General features: G+C 41.0%; 16 protein-coding genes. 12 read left to right on the forward strand and 4 right to left on the reverse strand.

Annotated elements, in window-relative coordinates; genetic code table 11:
- Window positions 1-2 precede the first annotated feature (2 nt).
- The 4 genes from EGT34_RS11020 to EGT34_RS11035 all read left to right on the forward strand — a co-directional run bounded on the left by EGT34_RS11020 (window position 3) and on the right by EGT34_RS11035 (window position 2,883).
- The gene (locus tag EGT34_RS11020) at window positions 3-605 is read left to right on the forward strand and encodes a hypothetical protein (protein WP_001177091.1); all 603 of its coding nucleotides are present in this window, start codon (window positions 3-5) and stop codon (window positions 603-605) included.
- A gap of 37 nt (window positions 606-642) precedes the next feature.
- Entirely contained in the window at window positions 643-1,362 is a 720-nt protein-coding gene (purC, locus tag EGT34_RS11025) for a phosphoribosylaminoimidazolesuccinocarboxamide synthase (protein WP_000917863.1), read from the forward strand.
- A gap of 192 nt (window positions 1,363-1,554) precedes the next feature.
- The gene (locus EGT34_RS11030) at window positions 1,555-1,758 is read left to right on the forward strand and encodes a hypothetical protein (RefSeq protein ID WP_000418560.1); all 204 of its coding nucleotides are present in this window, start codon (window positions 1,555-1,557) and stop codon (window positions 1,756-1,758) included.
- Window positions 1,759-2,043: 285 nt separating this feature from the next.
- Window positions 2,044-2,883, forward strand: a complete 840-nt coding sequence (locus EGT34_RS11035; protein WP_000349492.1) for a formate/nitrite transporter family protein — start codon at window positions 2,044-2,046, stop codon at window positions 2,881-2,883.
- A gap of 14 nt (window positions 2,884-2,897) precedes the next feature.
- On the opposite strand, the gene EGT34_RS11040 is transcribed toward EGT34_RS11035, so the two are convergent.
- The 3 genes from EGT34_RS11040 to EGT34_RS11050 form a co-directional block, all read right to left on the reverse strand.
- Complete coding sequence (locus tag EGT34_RS11040) at window positions 2,898-4,163, reverse strand: replication-associated recombination protein A (RefSeq protein WP_001285409.1); 1,266 nt, start codon at window positions 4,161-4,163, stop codon at window positions 2,898-2,900.
- Window positions 4,164-4,268: 105 nt separating this feature from the next.
- Window positions 4,269-5,441 carry a PQQ-dependent sugar dehydrogenase gene (locus tag EGT34_RS11045; protein WP_024437647.1) on the reverse strand — a complete coding sequence of 391 codons (1,173 nt, stop codon included), beginning with the start codon at window positions 5,439-5,441 and terminating at the stop codon, window positions 4,269-4,271.
- A 109-nt stretch (window positions 5,442-5,550) separates the two neighbouring features.
- A complete protein-coding gene (locus EGT34_RS11050; RefSeq protein ID WP_000102817.1) occupies window positions 5,551-6,009 on the reverse strand; it encodes a YcgN family cysteine cluster protein in 459 nt (152 codons plus the stop codon).
- A gap of 194 nt (window positions 6,010-6,203) precedes the next feature.
- On the opposite strand from EGT34_RS11050, the gene EGT34_RS11055 reads away from it, so the two are divergent.
- The 8 genes from EGT34_RS11055 to ahr all read left to right on the forward strand — a co-directional run bounded on the left by EGT34_RS11055 (window position 6,204) and on the right by ahr (window position 11,491).
- Window positions 6,204-6,362: a DUF1328 domain-containing protein gene (locus EGT34_RS11055; RefSeq protein WP_000490267.1), complete on the forward strand. Its 159-nt coding sequence runs from the start codon at window positions 6,204-6,206 to the stop codon at window positions 6,360-6,362.
- Between the two features lie 171 nt (window positions 6,363-6,533).
- The gene (locus EGT34_RS11060) at window positions 6,534-7,271 is read left to right on the forward strand and encodes a dienelactone hydrolase family protein (protein ID WP_000100767.1); all 738 of its coding nucleotides are present in this window, start codon (window positions 6,534-6,536) and stop codon (window positions 7,269-7,271) included.
- Between the two features lie 185 nt (window positions 7,272-7,456).
- Window positions 7,457-7,819 carry an HIT family protein gene (locus EGT34_RS11065; protein ID WP_000130110.1) on the forward strand — a complete coding sequence of 121 codons (363 nt, stop codon included), beginning with the start codon at window positions 7,457-7,459 and terminating at the stop codon, window positions 7,817-7,819.
- A 140-nt stretch (window positions 7,820-7,959) separates the two neighbouring features.
- Window positions 7,960-8,994 (forward strand): A/G-specific adenine glycosylase, encoded by a 1,035-nt coding sequence (gene mutY / locus EGT34_RS11070; RefSeq protein ID WP_001113867.1) that lies wholly within the window; start codon window positions 7,960-7,962, stop codon window positions 8,992-8,994.
- A gap of 47 nt (window positions 8,995-9,041) precedes the next feature.
- Entirely contained in the window at window positions 9,042-9,578 is a 537-nt protein-coding gene (locus tag EGT34_RS11075; RefSeq protein ID WP_001216279.1) for a M23 family metallopeptidase, read from the forward strand.
- Between the two features lie 9 nt (window positions 9,579-9,587).
- A complete protein-coding gene (locus tag EGT34_RS11080) occupies window positions 9,588-9,833 on the forward strand; it encodes a hypothetical protein (RefSeq protein ID WP_001287365.1) in 246 nt (81 codons plus the stop codon).
- Between the two features lie 30 nt (window positions 9,834-9,863).
- Entirely contained in the window at window positions 9,864-10,424 is a 561-nt protein-coding gene (locus EGT34_RS11085; RefSeq protein ID WP_000857031.1) for a DNA-3-methyladenine glycosylase I, read from the forward strand.
- A 38-nt stretch (window positions 10,425-10,462) separates the two neighbouring features.
- Window positions 10,463-11,491, forward strand: a complete 1,029-nt coding sequence (ahr, locus tag EGT34_RS11090; protein ID WP_000069845.1) for an NADPH-dependent aldehyde reductase Ahr — start codon at window positions 10,463-10,465, stop codon at window positions 11,489-11,491.
- A gap of 2 nt (window positions 11,492-11,493) precedes the next feature.
- On the opposite strand, the gene EGT34_RS11095 is transcribed toward ahr, so the two are convergent.
- Complete coding sequence (locus EGT34_RS11095) at window positions 11,494-12,918, reverse strand: PLP-dependent aminotransferase family protein (protein ID WP_000143941.1); 1,425 nt, start codon at window positions 12,916-12,918, stop codon at window positions 11,494-11,496.
- Window positions 12,919-12,928 lie beyond the last annotated feature (10 nt).

Here is a 12,928-nt window from a genome sequence, read left to right on the forward strand (position 1 = left end):
TGATGCAATTACGTCTTGGTTTAGTCCTTGCAGTTTCAGCCTTAAGTTTAGCTGGCTGTGGTCGCTTCGCACTCAATAATCACTCTTTAGATTATAAAAATGCAAAGCAACTCGCCCCACTTGAGTACCCTGCCGATGCAACTGTACGACCAGCGACACCTTTGTATCCTGCACCAACAGTAGACCAGCTTGCTATCGATCACGCACCGAAGTTTGAAAACAAGCGTGGCAATCGTTTTGCATTGCCACGTCCTGAACCACTTCAAACTGATACGACAGCAGATGCATCTGCTCAAACAGGTAGTGCGCTTGGTCGCCCTCAACTTGTGACAGATGGTAATAAAAATCCACTGTTAAAAATTGATGGAAGTACTGCCGAGATTTGGCAATACACCAAAGCTACGTTAAGCACGTTAAATTACAACGTCATCGCTCAAGGTAACAATCAAGCGACGATTAAAGTAAATGACAATACATATGTGCTTAAGCTCACTGGTGTTGGCTCTAGTCATAGCCTTGCTCTATTTAATCCAGATAACACTTTTGCTAGCCCTGATGTTGCCGCAGAAGTGTTAAACCAGATTTACCAAAATTGGCCAGCCTAGTCGTTTACTAGGCATTTTTTTTAAAAAAGGTTCCCTCATGTTAAAACAAACCTTGCTCTATACTGGTAAAGCAAAATCTGTATATGAAACAGACAATGCCGACCATCTGATTTTAGTCTTTCGTGATGATGCCTCTGCGTTCAATGGCGAAAAAATCGAACAACTAGATCGTAAAGGCAAGGTGAACAACCGTTTTAACGCCTTCATCATGGAAAAACTTGCTGAAGCGGGTATCGAAACGCATTTTGAAAAATTGCTTTCTCCAACTGAAGTTCTTGTTAAAAAACTTCAAATGATTCCTGTTGAATGTGTAATCCGTAACTATGCAGCAGGTTCTCTATGCCGTCGTTTAGGTGTAGAAGAAGGTAAAGAGTTAACTCCTCCTACATTTGAATTGTTCTACAAAGATGATGGCCTAGGCGATCCAATGGTTAACGAATCTCAAGCGATTGCTTTAGGTTGGGCGACTGCTGAACAGTTAGAACAAATGAAAGTGTTAACTTATAAAGTAAATGATGTATTAAAAGCATTATTTGCTGAAGGCAACATGATTTTGGTGGACTTCAAACTTGAATTTGGTGTTTTCCATGATCGTATCGTACTTGGTGACGAATTCTCTCCAGACGGTTGCCGTTTATGGGACAAAGACACTAAGAAAAAACTCGACAAAGACCGTTTCCGTCAAGGCTTAGGCGGTGTTGTTGAAGCTTATGAAGAAGTTGCTGCTCGTTTAGGCGTAGATTTATCTGACATCTAATCAGCTCAACTTTATAAAAAACCGAGCATTTCAGCTCGGTTTTTTTATTTTCAGCACCTTAGAATTTAGGAAAAGTAGACAGATTTGTATATTTAATTAAATTATGACTTGCACAATCTCAAAACAAGGCACTAAAATCAAAAAAAATATAAATTGCATCACAATAATTAAATTTTTAAATAGGATGAGTCTATGGAACTATTTAAGCCTGAAAAGAGATTAATGAATCATCCAATCCATTTTGGTGAAAATCCATTAGTGATTTTATCTAATTTTAGCCACTCTGCCTTAAAGCAAGGATGGAGCCAAGCTGAAGTCGAAACTGTCATTTCTGAAGCTTCCCAAGGCGACTATATGAAACTCATACGTACCTTGAGAGCATATACCTTGTTTTAATTATTGTTGCCATTTTCATGACTACAAGCGCTTAGCTTCAACGTTACACTTTTTATAGCAGGCTGATTGAGTTTGCTATCTTTTCTTATACTTAACTTTTCTCTCAGGTCTGGTCGATTCTTTTCTTCATATATTATTGTTCTAGTTCGCTTACCCCCAGAGTGTTCAATTTATAAAAAAACACATAAAGCTGGTAGGAATCTTCTAGATTTATCCTGAGCACTGCCTTAACAATAAATAAAAAACGATAAATATAAAATATTTATTCAGTGAGGAGTAAACCCGATGGACCATGAACTAGAAGAAGAGAAAGTCGATCAAACCCTAAGCTGGCGTGAAAAAATGGCAGTTGAAGAACACGAGAAACTGTCGCCCCGTTTAGTATATGAAATTATTCGCCGTGATGGTGCCGAAGAGTTAGATCGCCCAACAGCCGCACTCATCTTTTCAGGCATTGCAGCAGGTCTAGTCATCAGTTTTTCATTTGTATTTAAAGCGATTATTGCTTCTTATATCCCAACTGATGCCATCTGGACCGATTTAATTACCAATTTCGGTTATACCATTGGATTCCTGATCGCTATTTTAGGACACATGCAACTCTTTACCGAAAATACCATTACTACAGTTGTGCCCCTATTTAAGCCCTTTACCTTAGACAAATTACGAGCTGTAGGACGTCTATGGGGAATCGTGATTCTATGCAATATCATTGGAACAGCTTTGGCGAGTTTATTCTTCCTGACCACCGACCTGTTTACTCCAAACATTGATAAAGCCCTAGATGAGCTCGCACATCATGTTGCGTCTTTTTCCGCCATCCAAAATCTGCTTAAAGGGGTTATGTCTGGACTTTTAATTGCTGCATTGGTCTGGATGCTACCTTCCGTCAGCAATAAATTCCTAGTCATCTTTTTCATGACTTATCTGATAGGACTAGGCGACTTTACCCATGTGGTCGTTGGCTCTACCGAAATGTCCTATCTGGTCTGGCAAGGAGAAGCTTCTCTTGGTGAATATCTGTTTAATTTCCTGATCCCAACCACCATTGGCAATATTATTGGTGGTACAGGCGTGTTTACCCTGCTGATTTATGGTCAGGTGACTGAAGAATTGGAACAATAGCAGGAAACAATAAACTATTGTTCCTGCTGCCATCTGCGTTGTTGTAAGCGTTCACCTTCAACTTCACGCTTGTTTCTTGCCGACTCATAGAGTTTGGTTCCCTTTAACTCAGGTGGCAAGTAGTCTTGCAGTACAAAGTGCTCTGGGTAGTCATGAGGATAGAGATAATTAATTCCATAACCTTGCTGTTTCATCAGCTTGGTTGGCGCATTTCTCAAGTGTAAAGGTACTGGTAAATTTGCCGTTTTCTCAGCAAGTTCCAAGGCCTTATTAATCGCGAGGTAAGTACTATTACTTTTTGCACTGGTCGCTAAATAAACTGCTGTTTGACCCAAAATAATTCGAGCCTCAGGCATTCCCACCGCCTGTACAGAACGGAAACATTCACCTGCAAGCAATAGTGCATTTGGATTCGAGTTTCCAATGTCTTCTGAAGCGGCAATCAACATACGTCTTGCAATAAAAACCGGATCTTCCCCACCTTTAAGCATCCGCGCCATCCAGTACAAAGCCGCATCCGGATCACTACCACGAATCGATTTGATAAAGGCAGAAACGAGGTCGTAATGCTGTTCACCCGATTTGTCATAACGCGCAATATTTTGCTGAGCGACTTTTACTACAACCGCATTGGTAATGGTATTTTCAACTTCGGGCTCAAAAGTACTTGCAATTAAGTCAAGTAAATTGAGTGCCTTACGAGCATCACCTGCTGCAAACTGTAAAAGAGCATCATACTCTTCAATATGAATATAGCGTTCTTTTAAAAATTTATCGTTTTGGAGTGCATTGTTAAGTAGCGTCTGAATTGCCTCACTGTCTAAACTGTTTAAGGTATAGACCTGACAGCGTGATAAAAGTGCACTATTGACTTCAAAAGACGGGTTTTCAGTGGTCGCACCAATTAAGGTAATTTTACCTTTTTCTACGGCACCTAATAATGCATCTTGCTGTGATTTATTAAAGCGATGGATTTCGTCAATAAAAACTACAGGGGTCAGTAAGTCACCACTTTCTGCAATCACTTCACGTAATTCTTTTACGCCCGTATTCAGCGCAGATAAGCTCACAAATGGACGATCTATTGCCTGAGCTAAAAGCAAAGCAATTGTCGTTTTACCGACGCCTGGCGGCCCCCAAAAAATAATAGAAGGCAAATGTCCCTGATCAATCATTTGACGTAAGGGTGCATGTTCACCTAACAAATGATCTTGCCCAATAATTTCAGACAAGTCTCTCGGGCGCAGGCGTTCAGGAAGTGGAATATGGGTGTCTGACATCTCAAATAGCTTTATCGTCTTTTCACTATAGTCTATTGTGTCTCACAGAAATCTACAATTTGAATCTATGAGACACATCCTTTATTTACAGGGTATTTCCTAGCATTAAGAGGGTTTCTTACTCAGCTTGAGTAAGCGAGCATTGGGGCCATCTTCAATTACCCAAATTGAACCGTCTTGTGCTTCATGTAACCCACGAATACGTTGCTTCATCTCTAATCTTTGTACTTCTTTTACGGGCTTATGCTCTAAATCTACAACAACAATTGCTTCTGAAGATAACCCGCCAATTAAAGCTTTATTTTGCCATGCAGGAAATTGTTGTCCGCGATAAATAATTAAGCTCGACGGTGAGATTACAGGGGTCCAGTCAATTTCTGGTGCTTTAAACTCTGGGCGCGTGTGATGATCTGGAATAGGCTGCCCTGAATAATGATCTCCATTTGAAATAATCGGATAACCATAGTTTTCGCCTTTGGTAATAATATTAAGCTCATCACCACCTTTAGGCCCCATCTCAACCACCCATAGCTGTCCTTTACGGTCAAAGGCCATTCCTAATGGGTTACGATGTCCAAGTGACCATATTTCAGCAGTGACACCGCCTTGCTCATAAAAAGGGTTACCTAAGGCTGCTGAACCGTCGTCATTTAAACGCAAGATTTTGCCCAAGTTGCTTTTCATATTTTGGGCAGGGTCAAACTTTTGGCGCTCACCTGAACTGACCCAAAGCTTACCATCTGCACCAAAAAGCATGCGATGCCCATAATGGCCTTGTCCTGAGACTTTAGGTACTTGTTGCCAAATCTGCTTTACATCGGTGAGTTTTGGCTGATTAGGATTAGATAAATCTAATTTTGCACGTGAAATCACTGCACCAGACCCACCTTGCCCTTTGGCTGCATAACTAAGATATATCCAGTGATTTTTGGCAAAGTCTGGGTGTAGAGCAACATCCCCTAAACCGCCCTGTCCGCCATAGTTCACCGCTGGAACACCCTGAACATCTAGCACTTGTTTATTTTGTGGATTAAAAATTTTTAGCTTACCTTGCCGTTCAGTCACCAATAACCGCTGATCAGGCAAACTGGTGATCGCCCAAGGCTCATTAAAATGTGCGACTGCCTCGACCTGATAAGTTTGTTTGGCAGCACTGGTCTGCTCTGTTTTTGCAGTTGTATTTTGTTCAGGATTTTTTGAATTAGTATTATTAGAGCCACAGGCCATTAACAAGAAGAAACTACTACATAATAAGGGGGCTGCTAATCGTCTCATCATTTTTATCTCCTTTTGCTTTTATTTTTATATAACGGAGATGATTAAAAAATTTACGATAAAAATGTTACTTTATTATACGCTGTAATTAAAAATGCTCATCGGGAGCGTATTAACGCACCCAACGCACCACATAATCTTCGATATCATCTTCATGTACATCAGTTTCAGGAATACAACGCCCTGCTACTGACTTTTTCGCTTTCACTACGCTTTGTCTGGAACCCGTATTTAAATAGTGCCAAGAAGGTAAATTTTTGCCTTCATTCAAACGTTTATAGGCACAGCTCGATGGCAACCAGTGTATGGTTTTTAAAGTTTCCGGTGTTAGTTGTAAACAGTCGGGTACTTGCTGCTGACGGTTTGGGTAGTCAGAACAACGTCCAGTATTGCAATCAAGTAACTTGCACGCCACTTTGGTGTACGCAACTTCATGTGTATCTTCATCTTCTAGCTTGACTAAACAGCACAATCCGCACCCATCACACAGTGCCTCCCACTCAGCCTGAGTCAGTTGCTCTAGCGTATAATTTTTCCAAAACAATGGACGAAGTGAGGTCTCGGTAGACATAAGATTTTAACGGCTATATAGATCAAGCAAAATCAGATTATAGCATTGAAGTACGCTGGTCTTAAGAAAAGAAGCCGTATTTTTGGCATCACAAAATGATTGTTTAATATACATTTCAACCACATAAACGACACATTTCGTGCAAAAAACACGCTATATAGTAAAAAGACAATGAAAAATAAGGAGGACAGCATATGTTCCGTTGGGCAATAATTTTTGCAGTGATTGCACTCATTGCCAGTCTATTAGGGTTTGGTGGTGTTGCAGGGTTATCTAAAGACTTTGCCGTGATTTTATTAGTGATAGCTGTAATTCTCGCTGTTATTGGTTTTATTTCGCGAGGCCGAACTTAATTTAATCATGACCATATCAAAAAGAAGGAACTCGTTCCTTCTTTTTTTATTGCATAAATATTTCTATGCTTTTCTTTTGATGTAGTTTTTTACATAGTTATTTATATGGCTTTTATTTTTTATGCTTTAATCAAGCGTGTTTAAATCGAATTTAATTTCAGGATTAATGTCATGAGTACAGCAATTAAAACCCGTGAAATTCAATATACTGCACCAGATGGTAGCCATTTAATTGGTTACTTTGCGGCTCCAGAAAGTGAAACACCTGTACCAGGTGTCATTATTGGTCCTGAGTGGTGGGGTCGTAACGAATACACTGAACAACGTGCGCGTGAACTTGCTGAACACGGTTATGCTGCACTTGCAATTGACATGTATGGCGATAAAAAAGTAACAACGACTGCAGCTCAAGCTTATGAATGGATGATGCAGACATTTGAAGATTTAGATACGGTGACTGATCGTGCCAACGCAGGTCTTCAGACTTTGGCTGCTCAACCGGAAGTAAATAGTGAAAAACTTGCAGCGGTAGGTTTTTGTTATGGTGGCAAAGTGGTACTCGATCTAGCTCGCTCAGGTGCTCCCCTCAAAGCAACTGCGACATTCCATGGTACATTAGCTCCTAAGGCTCCTGCTCAAAAAGGCAACATTCAAGGTGAGGTATTGGTTCTACATGGTGAACTAGACAGCATGGTCACCTTAGAAGATGTTGCTAATTTTGAAAAAGAGATGCAAGCTGCTGAGGTTAAACATGAGGTAGTGGTTTTAAAAGATGCTAAACATGGCTTTAGTAACCCGCTTGCAGATGAAAGAGCTAAAGCGAATGGTGTAGACCTTGGCTACAACAGCGAAGCGGAGAAACAAGGCCTTGCTAAAATGTACGCTTTATTAGAACGTACTTTAAAATAAAAGAAGCAAATTTGGAGCAAATGGCATTTTTCGCATTTGCTCCCTTAAATGTTTATGACTTTGCAATATTTTTACTGTATTTTTTAAACCATACTTCAATAAATATACTCCCGTTGAGCTAGAGCAAAGCCTAGTCTTATTTCCCGCACTCGGGGTTTAATGGAATAACATGAGAGGATACAACAATGACTGACAAGAAATGTCCGTATTGCGATTTTGATGAATATGACATCATTGATAAGAATGAATTTGCTGTAATTTTACCAGACCCAAATCCGTTGTCTAAAGGTCACTGTGTAGTGACTCCACTACGCCATGTCAGCTCGTTTTTTGATATTACGTCTAAAGAGCACCAAGGCTTACTGACACTTCTTGAAATTGCCCGTCATGAAACCCAGCTTCGCCATCAGCCAGACGGTTTCCATATTGGCTTTAATGATGGTGAAGTGTTTGGACAGACTTCTGACCATTTCCACATTCATGTCATTCCATACTACAAAAACCAACCGTTGAAACTTGATCAACGTTGGGGTGTACAAAAGGATTAATCCTTTTTACCCATAGAACAGGGACTACATTTTTGATGTAGGCCCTGTTTTCATATGTCCATTTTCTTCGTTTGCTTTAAACAAAATTTCACCTAAATTTCAGCTATAATTTAGCCCTTACTTTTCTTCTATAGCTGTTCATGCCTGAATTTTCTTTTTCTGATGCCCTCTTAAACTGGTTCGATCAACATGGTCGGCATGATTTGCCTTGGCAAGTCGCAGATGATCCATACAAAGTTTGGGTTTCTGAAATTATGTTACAGCAAACTCAGGTAAAAACAGTTCTGCAATATTTTGACCGCTTTATGGAGCGCTTCCCAACTGTAGAAGCTTTAGGCCATACAACTTGGGATGAAGTAGCTCCTTATTGGGCAGGTCTTGGCTATTACGCTCGTGCCCGTAATTTGCATAAAGCTGCCGGCCTTGTAGCACAGCAAGGCAAATTTCCTGAAACCCTAGAAGAATGGATTGCACTACCCGGCATTGGTCGCTCGACCGCAGGTGCACTCATGTCTTTAGGTTTACGTCAGTATGGCGTGATTATGGATGGCAACGTGAAACGCGTTTTAGCTCGCTTCTTTGCTATTGAAGATGACTTAAGCAAGCCACAACACGAACGTGAAATGTGGAAACTGGCTGAAGAACTTTGTCCAACCCAACGCAATCATGACTACACTCAAGCAATTATGGACTTGGGTGCGACCATCTGTACGCCTAAAAAACCTCTTTGTTTATATTGCCCAATGCAAGCTCATTGTCAGGCTTACCAGCAAGGTTTAGAACAAGAATTACCTTTTAAAAAACCGAAAAAAACACCGCCTGTTAAAACGGCAGATGTTCTTATTATTCAGTGCGAAGATGAATGGTTCTGGCAACAACGCCAAGCTCATGGTCTATGGGGCGGTTTATTTTGTTTACCTATTTTAGAAAATGAACATGAACGCTTGAAATTAAGTCAGCAATTTAAGCTACAACCTCAACCACAAACTTTTCAGATCAGTCATAGCTTTACTCACTTCACATGGTTACTTAATGCTCATGTGTTCCACGTGGAACCTGATCAAAAAGAACATCTGGCGATTGAACTTGAAGGCCAATGGCTGAGTCCAGAACAAGCTATTGCTAAAGGTGTTCCAACTGCTATGAAAAAATTGATCTCGACAAGCCGTTCATGACATAGTGAGCAAAATAATTTTGATATGGCTGTGACAGGGAGTATTTTGTGCGACATTTAGTTTCCCATCTCTCACTAGGTTTTCTCATTATTCTATTGGCAGCCTGTGCCAGTGCACCTAAAAAACCTGCCCCGCTTTCACCAGCCCAAGTTAGCAAACTCAAGAGTATGCAGCTTCCAAATCGGCTTCCTGTTCCCGTAAAAGGTGTCGATCGAGATGAGCTAAAAGACACATGGGGAGCTGCTCGTAGTCAGGGCCGTAGCCACGAAGGAATTGATATTTTGGCTCCACGTGGAACCAAAGTGTACAGTGCAACTGAAGGGCTCATTGCCGATCTTCGTAATAATAACCTCGGTGGCAAAGTCATCTGGATTTTAGGCCCGGCAGGAACATGGCATTATTATGCTCATCTTGATGGACATAAACGTGGCTTAAATGTAGGTGACTATGTCAAAAAGGGCGACCTCATTGGTTATGTCGGCAACACGGGCAATGCACGTTATACTTCACCTCATCTTCATTATGGTCTTTACTTAGATGGTAAAGGTCGTGGTGCTGTTAATCCTTATTCATATTTACGCTAGGAACATTTTATGTCGGAAGCGCTGATCAATCGCTTAGTAGAGTTTGCCGAGTCTGGCAACCAGCAAAAGATCATTTTAAATGGCAATAGCTATCAAGGCTGGATCATGGAAATCAGTGATGATGCCCTACTGATCAGTACCGGTTTTTCAGATAAAGTTGGCAAAGACTTTTGGCTAAAGTTTGAAGACTTAACTCAAGCTGAACTGTATTATTGGGATACTCGCCCAAATGAATGGGTACCATTCAAACTCTAAAATACCAAGATAAATATAAGGAGCATCATCATGAAAACTCAACGCTGCAGATGGTGTTCCGATGATCCACTCTATATTGCTTACCATGATGAAGAATGGGGAAAACCAGAACACGACGAAGCCCGATTATTTGAAATGCTCTGTCTTGAAGGACAACAAGCAGGTCTATCTTGGATTACCGTACTAAAAAAAAGAGAAAGCTACCGCCAGCACTTTTTTAATCATCCTATTGCTGACATTGCCGCATTTACGGATGACTTTTTAGAAACAAAACTATCCGATGCAAGCTTAATTCGTCACTTAGGCAAACTCAAAGCTATTCGTGATAATGCGATTGCTTGGCAAGCCCTTAAAGCCCAAGTTGGTGATGTTTCTAAATGGCTTTGGCAGTTTGTAGATGCAGCGCCACAAAACAATGATGTTGCAGATTATCGTAAGGCTCCTGCTCAAACTGAGCTCAGCCTAAAACTTTCCAAAACGCTCAAAAAAAATGGTTTCAAATTTGTTGGTCCAACCACCTGCTATGCGTTTATGCAGGCAGTGGGTATGGTCAATGACCATGAAAACGATTGTCAATTTAAAGCTTCCTAACCCACCAGAACGGTTCAAATCCGCTTAAGGAGTTTCCGATGAGCAATAATACGATTCAGGCTTATGCTGCAATGCAGGCAGGTGAAAAACTGGTCCCATACCAATTTGATGCAGGTGAATTACAACCGCATCAGGTTGAGGTAAAAGTTGAATACTGTGGTTTGTGTCATTCTGATATTTCTGTTTTAAATAATGAATGGCGCTCAACCGTGTACCCTGTAGTTGCAGGCCATGAAATTATTGGACGAATTGTTGCTTTAGGCTCAGAAGCCAAAGGACTACAAATTGGGCAACGTGTCGGTATTGGCTGGACCGCTGAGAGTTGCCAAGCCTGTGATGAGTGTATTGGTGGTCAGCAAGTTCTTTGTACGGGCGAAAATGTCGCAACAATCGTGGGACATGCGGGTGGCTTTGCCGATAAGGTTCGTGCTGGTTGGCAATGGGCCATTCCCCTTCCCGAAGATTTAGACCCCGAAAGTGCAGGCCCTTTACTTTGCGGCGGAATTACCGTTTTTGACCCATTACTCAAACACAAAATTCAGGCAACACATCACGTGGGTGTGATTGGTATTGGTGGTTTGGGTCATATCGCCATTAAGCTCCTTAAAGCGTGGGGCTGTGAAATTACGGCTTTTAGTTCTAACCCAGATAAAACCGAAGAACTCAAAGCAATGGGAGCCGACCATGTGGTGAATAGCCGCGATACAGAAGCGGTAAAAGCTCAAAAGGGTAAATTTGATTTATTGCTGAGTACCGTAAATGTGACTTTAAATTGGCGTGCTTTCATTTCTACGCTAGCACCAAACGGTTCTTTGCACTTCTTAGGACTTACACTAGAACCTGTTCCTGTTTCTGTAGGTTCTCTCATTGATGGTGCCAAATCAGTAACTGGTTCACCTACAGGTTCACCTGCTGCTCTACGCCAACTTTTGAAGTTTGCCGCACGCAAAAAAATTGCGCCTCAAATTGAGCTATTTCCAATGTCACAGCTCAATGAAGCAATTGAACGTCTACACTCAGGTCAAGCACGCTACCGCATTGTGCTTAAAGCAGACTTTGCAGAATAAAACTAACTCACTGTTTGCATCTGTTGTCGCGACCAGTCTGCCAAGCTCATAATTGCTTGGCGGACATCTGCTGTTAACTCATGGCCTGCGTTTAAACGAATAAAATGCCGATAACGTTCATCCTCACCAAAAACATGGCCCGGTACTACTGTAATTCCTTGAGCTTGGGCAGTGTAATAGAGCGCTAAACTATCTACACTCTTAGGTAACTGTATCCATAATGCATATCCGCCTTCTGGCTGGCTTAATGCAATTGGTATACCTTCAAAGGCTCTTAAAATACAGCTACGGTATTCTTCAACTTGCCGCATCAAGTTGGGTCTTAACTGCTCTAAATGTTCTCGATAACCCCGACTATAAATAAAATCAGCTAGACCTAACTGTAAGGGCGTATTCACGCCAATATTACTTACCAGCAGTTCAAGCTTTAAATGTTCTAACTTTGTCGTTAAACAAAACCATCCTACTCGATACGCACTCGACAAAGACTTAGACACTGAACCACACCAAATCACATAACCTTCACGGTCCCAATATCGAATGGGTAATGGTCGCTCACTACTGTAGCCACATTCACCAAAAATATCATCTTCAATAATAAAACACTGATACTTTGCAGCTAATTCAGCAATCTTCTGCTTCTCTGTGTTGCTAAAGCAATATCCCAAAGGATTTTGGTAGTTGGCTGTCATTAAGCAAACCTTCGCCAAACCTTGCTGCATTAAAGATTCTAAGCGCTCAAGATCAATGCCACGATGATCTGCCGGAATCTCAACAATTTGTCGTTTTAAACTTGCTAATAACTGTAAATGACCATTGTAGGTGGGTGTAGGAATAAGAATACTATCGCCCACTTCAGTAAGCTTCTGGATCACTAAAGACAAAGCCGGCATACAGCCATTGGTAATAAAAATATCTTCTGGAGCGATATAAATACCATCTTCACGCCAATGATCGGATAGTGCTTTTCTTAATTGTTCATGGCCTTGTTTATTACAATAAAGAAAATCTTGAGGCTGACAATTTTTTAAAGCACGTTGAATAGAACGACGTAAACCCTCTACAGGAATAAAGTGCGGCGTTAACTGAATCGATCCCAAAGGTACAAGATGACTTTGTAAGGCAGCTTCCTGAATTTGGTTATGCAACTCCAGATTTGAGACATGTCGAGGCAAAGATAAGAAATCAGGACTATCCGGAATAGGGCTAGATGGGGTACGAGCAACCACAAAATAACCTGACTTCGGCTTTACATAAATGAGTCCCCTCGCCTCAAGCAATTCATAGCAACTTTTTGCTGTACTTAAACTAATACCTTGTTGACGGGCAAAATCTCGTAAGGAAATGAGCTTTTGATGAGGTTTAAGTTCATCTTGATAAATACGATGTGCTAATTGATTGGCAAGAACCTGATATTGAAAAGTCATTCTGTGCTGC

It is taken from the genome of Acinetobacter sp. FDAARGOS_558 (assembly GCF_003937785.1).
In the GTDB taxonomy this organism is placed as follows: Bacteria; Pseudomonadota; Gammaproteobacteria; order Pseudomonadales; family Moraxellaceae; genus Acinetobacter; species Acinetobacter baumannii.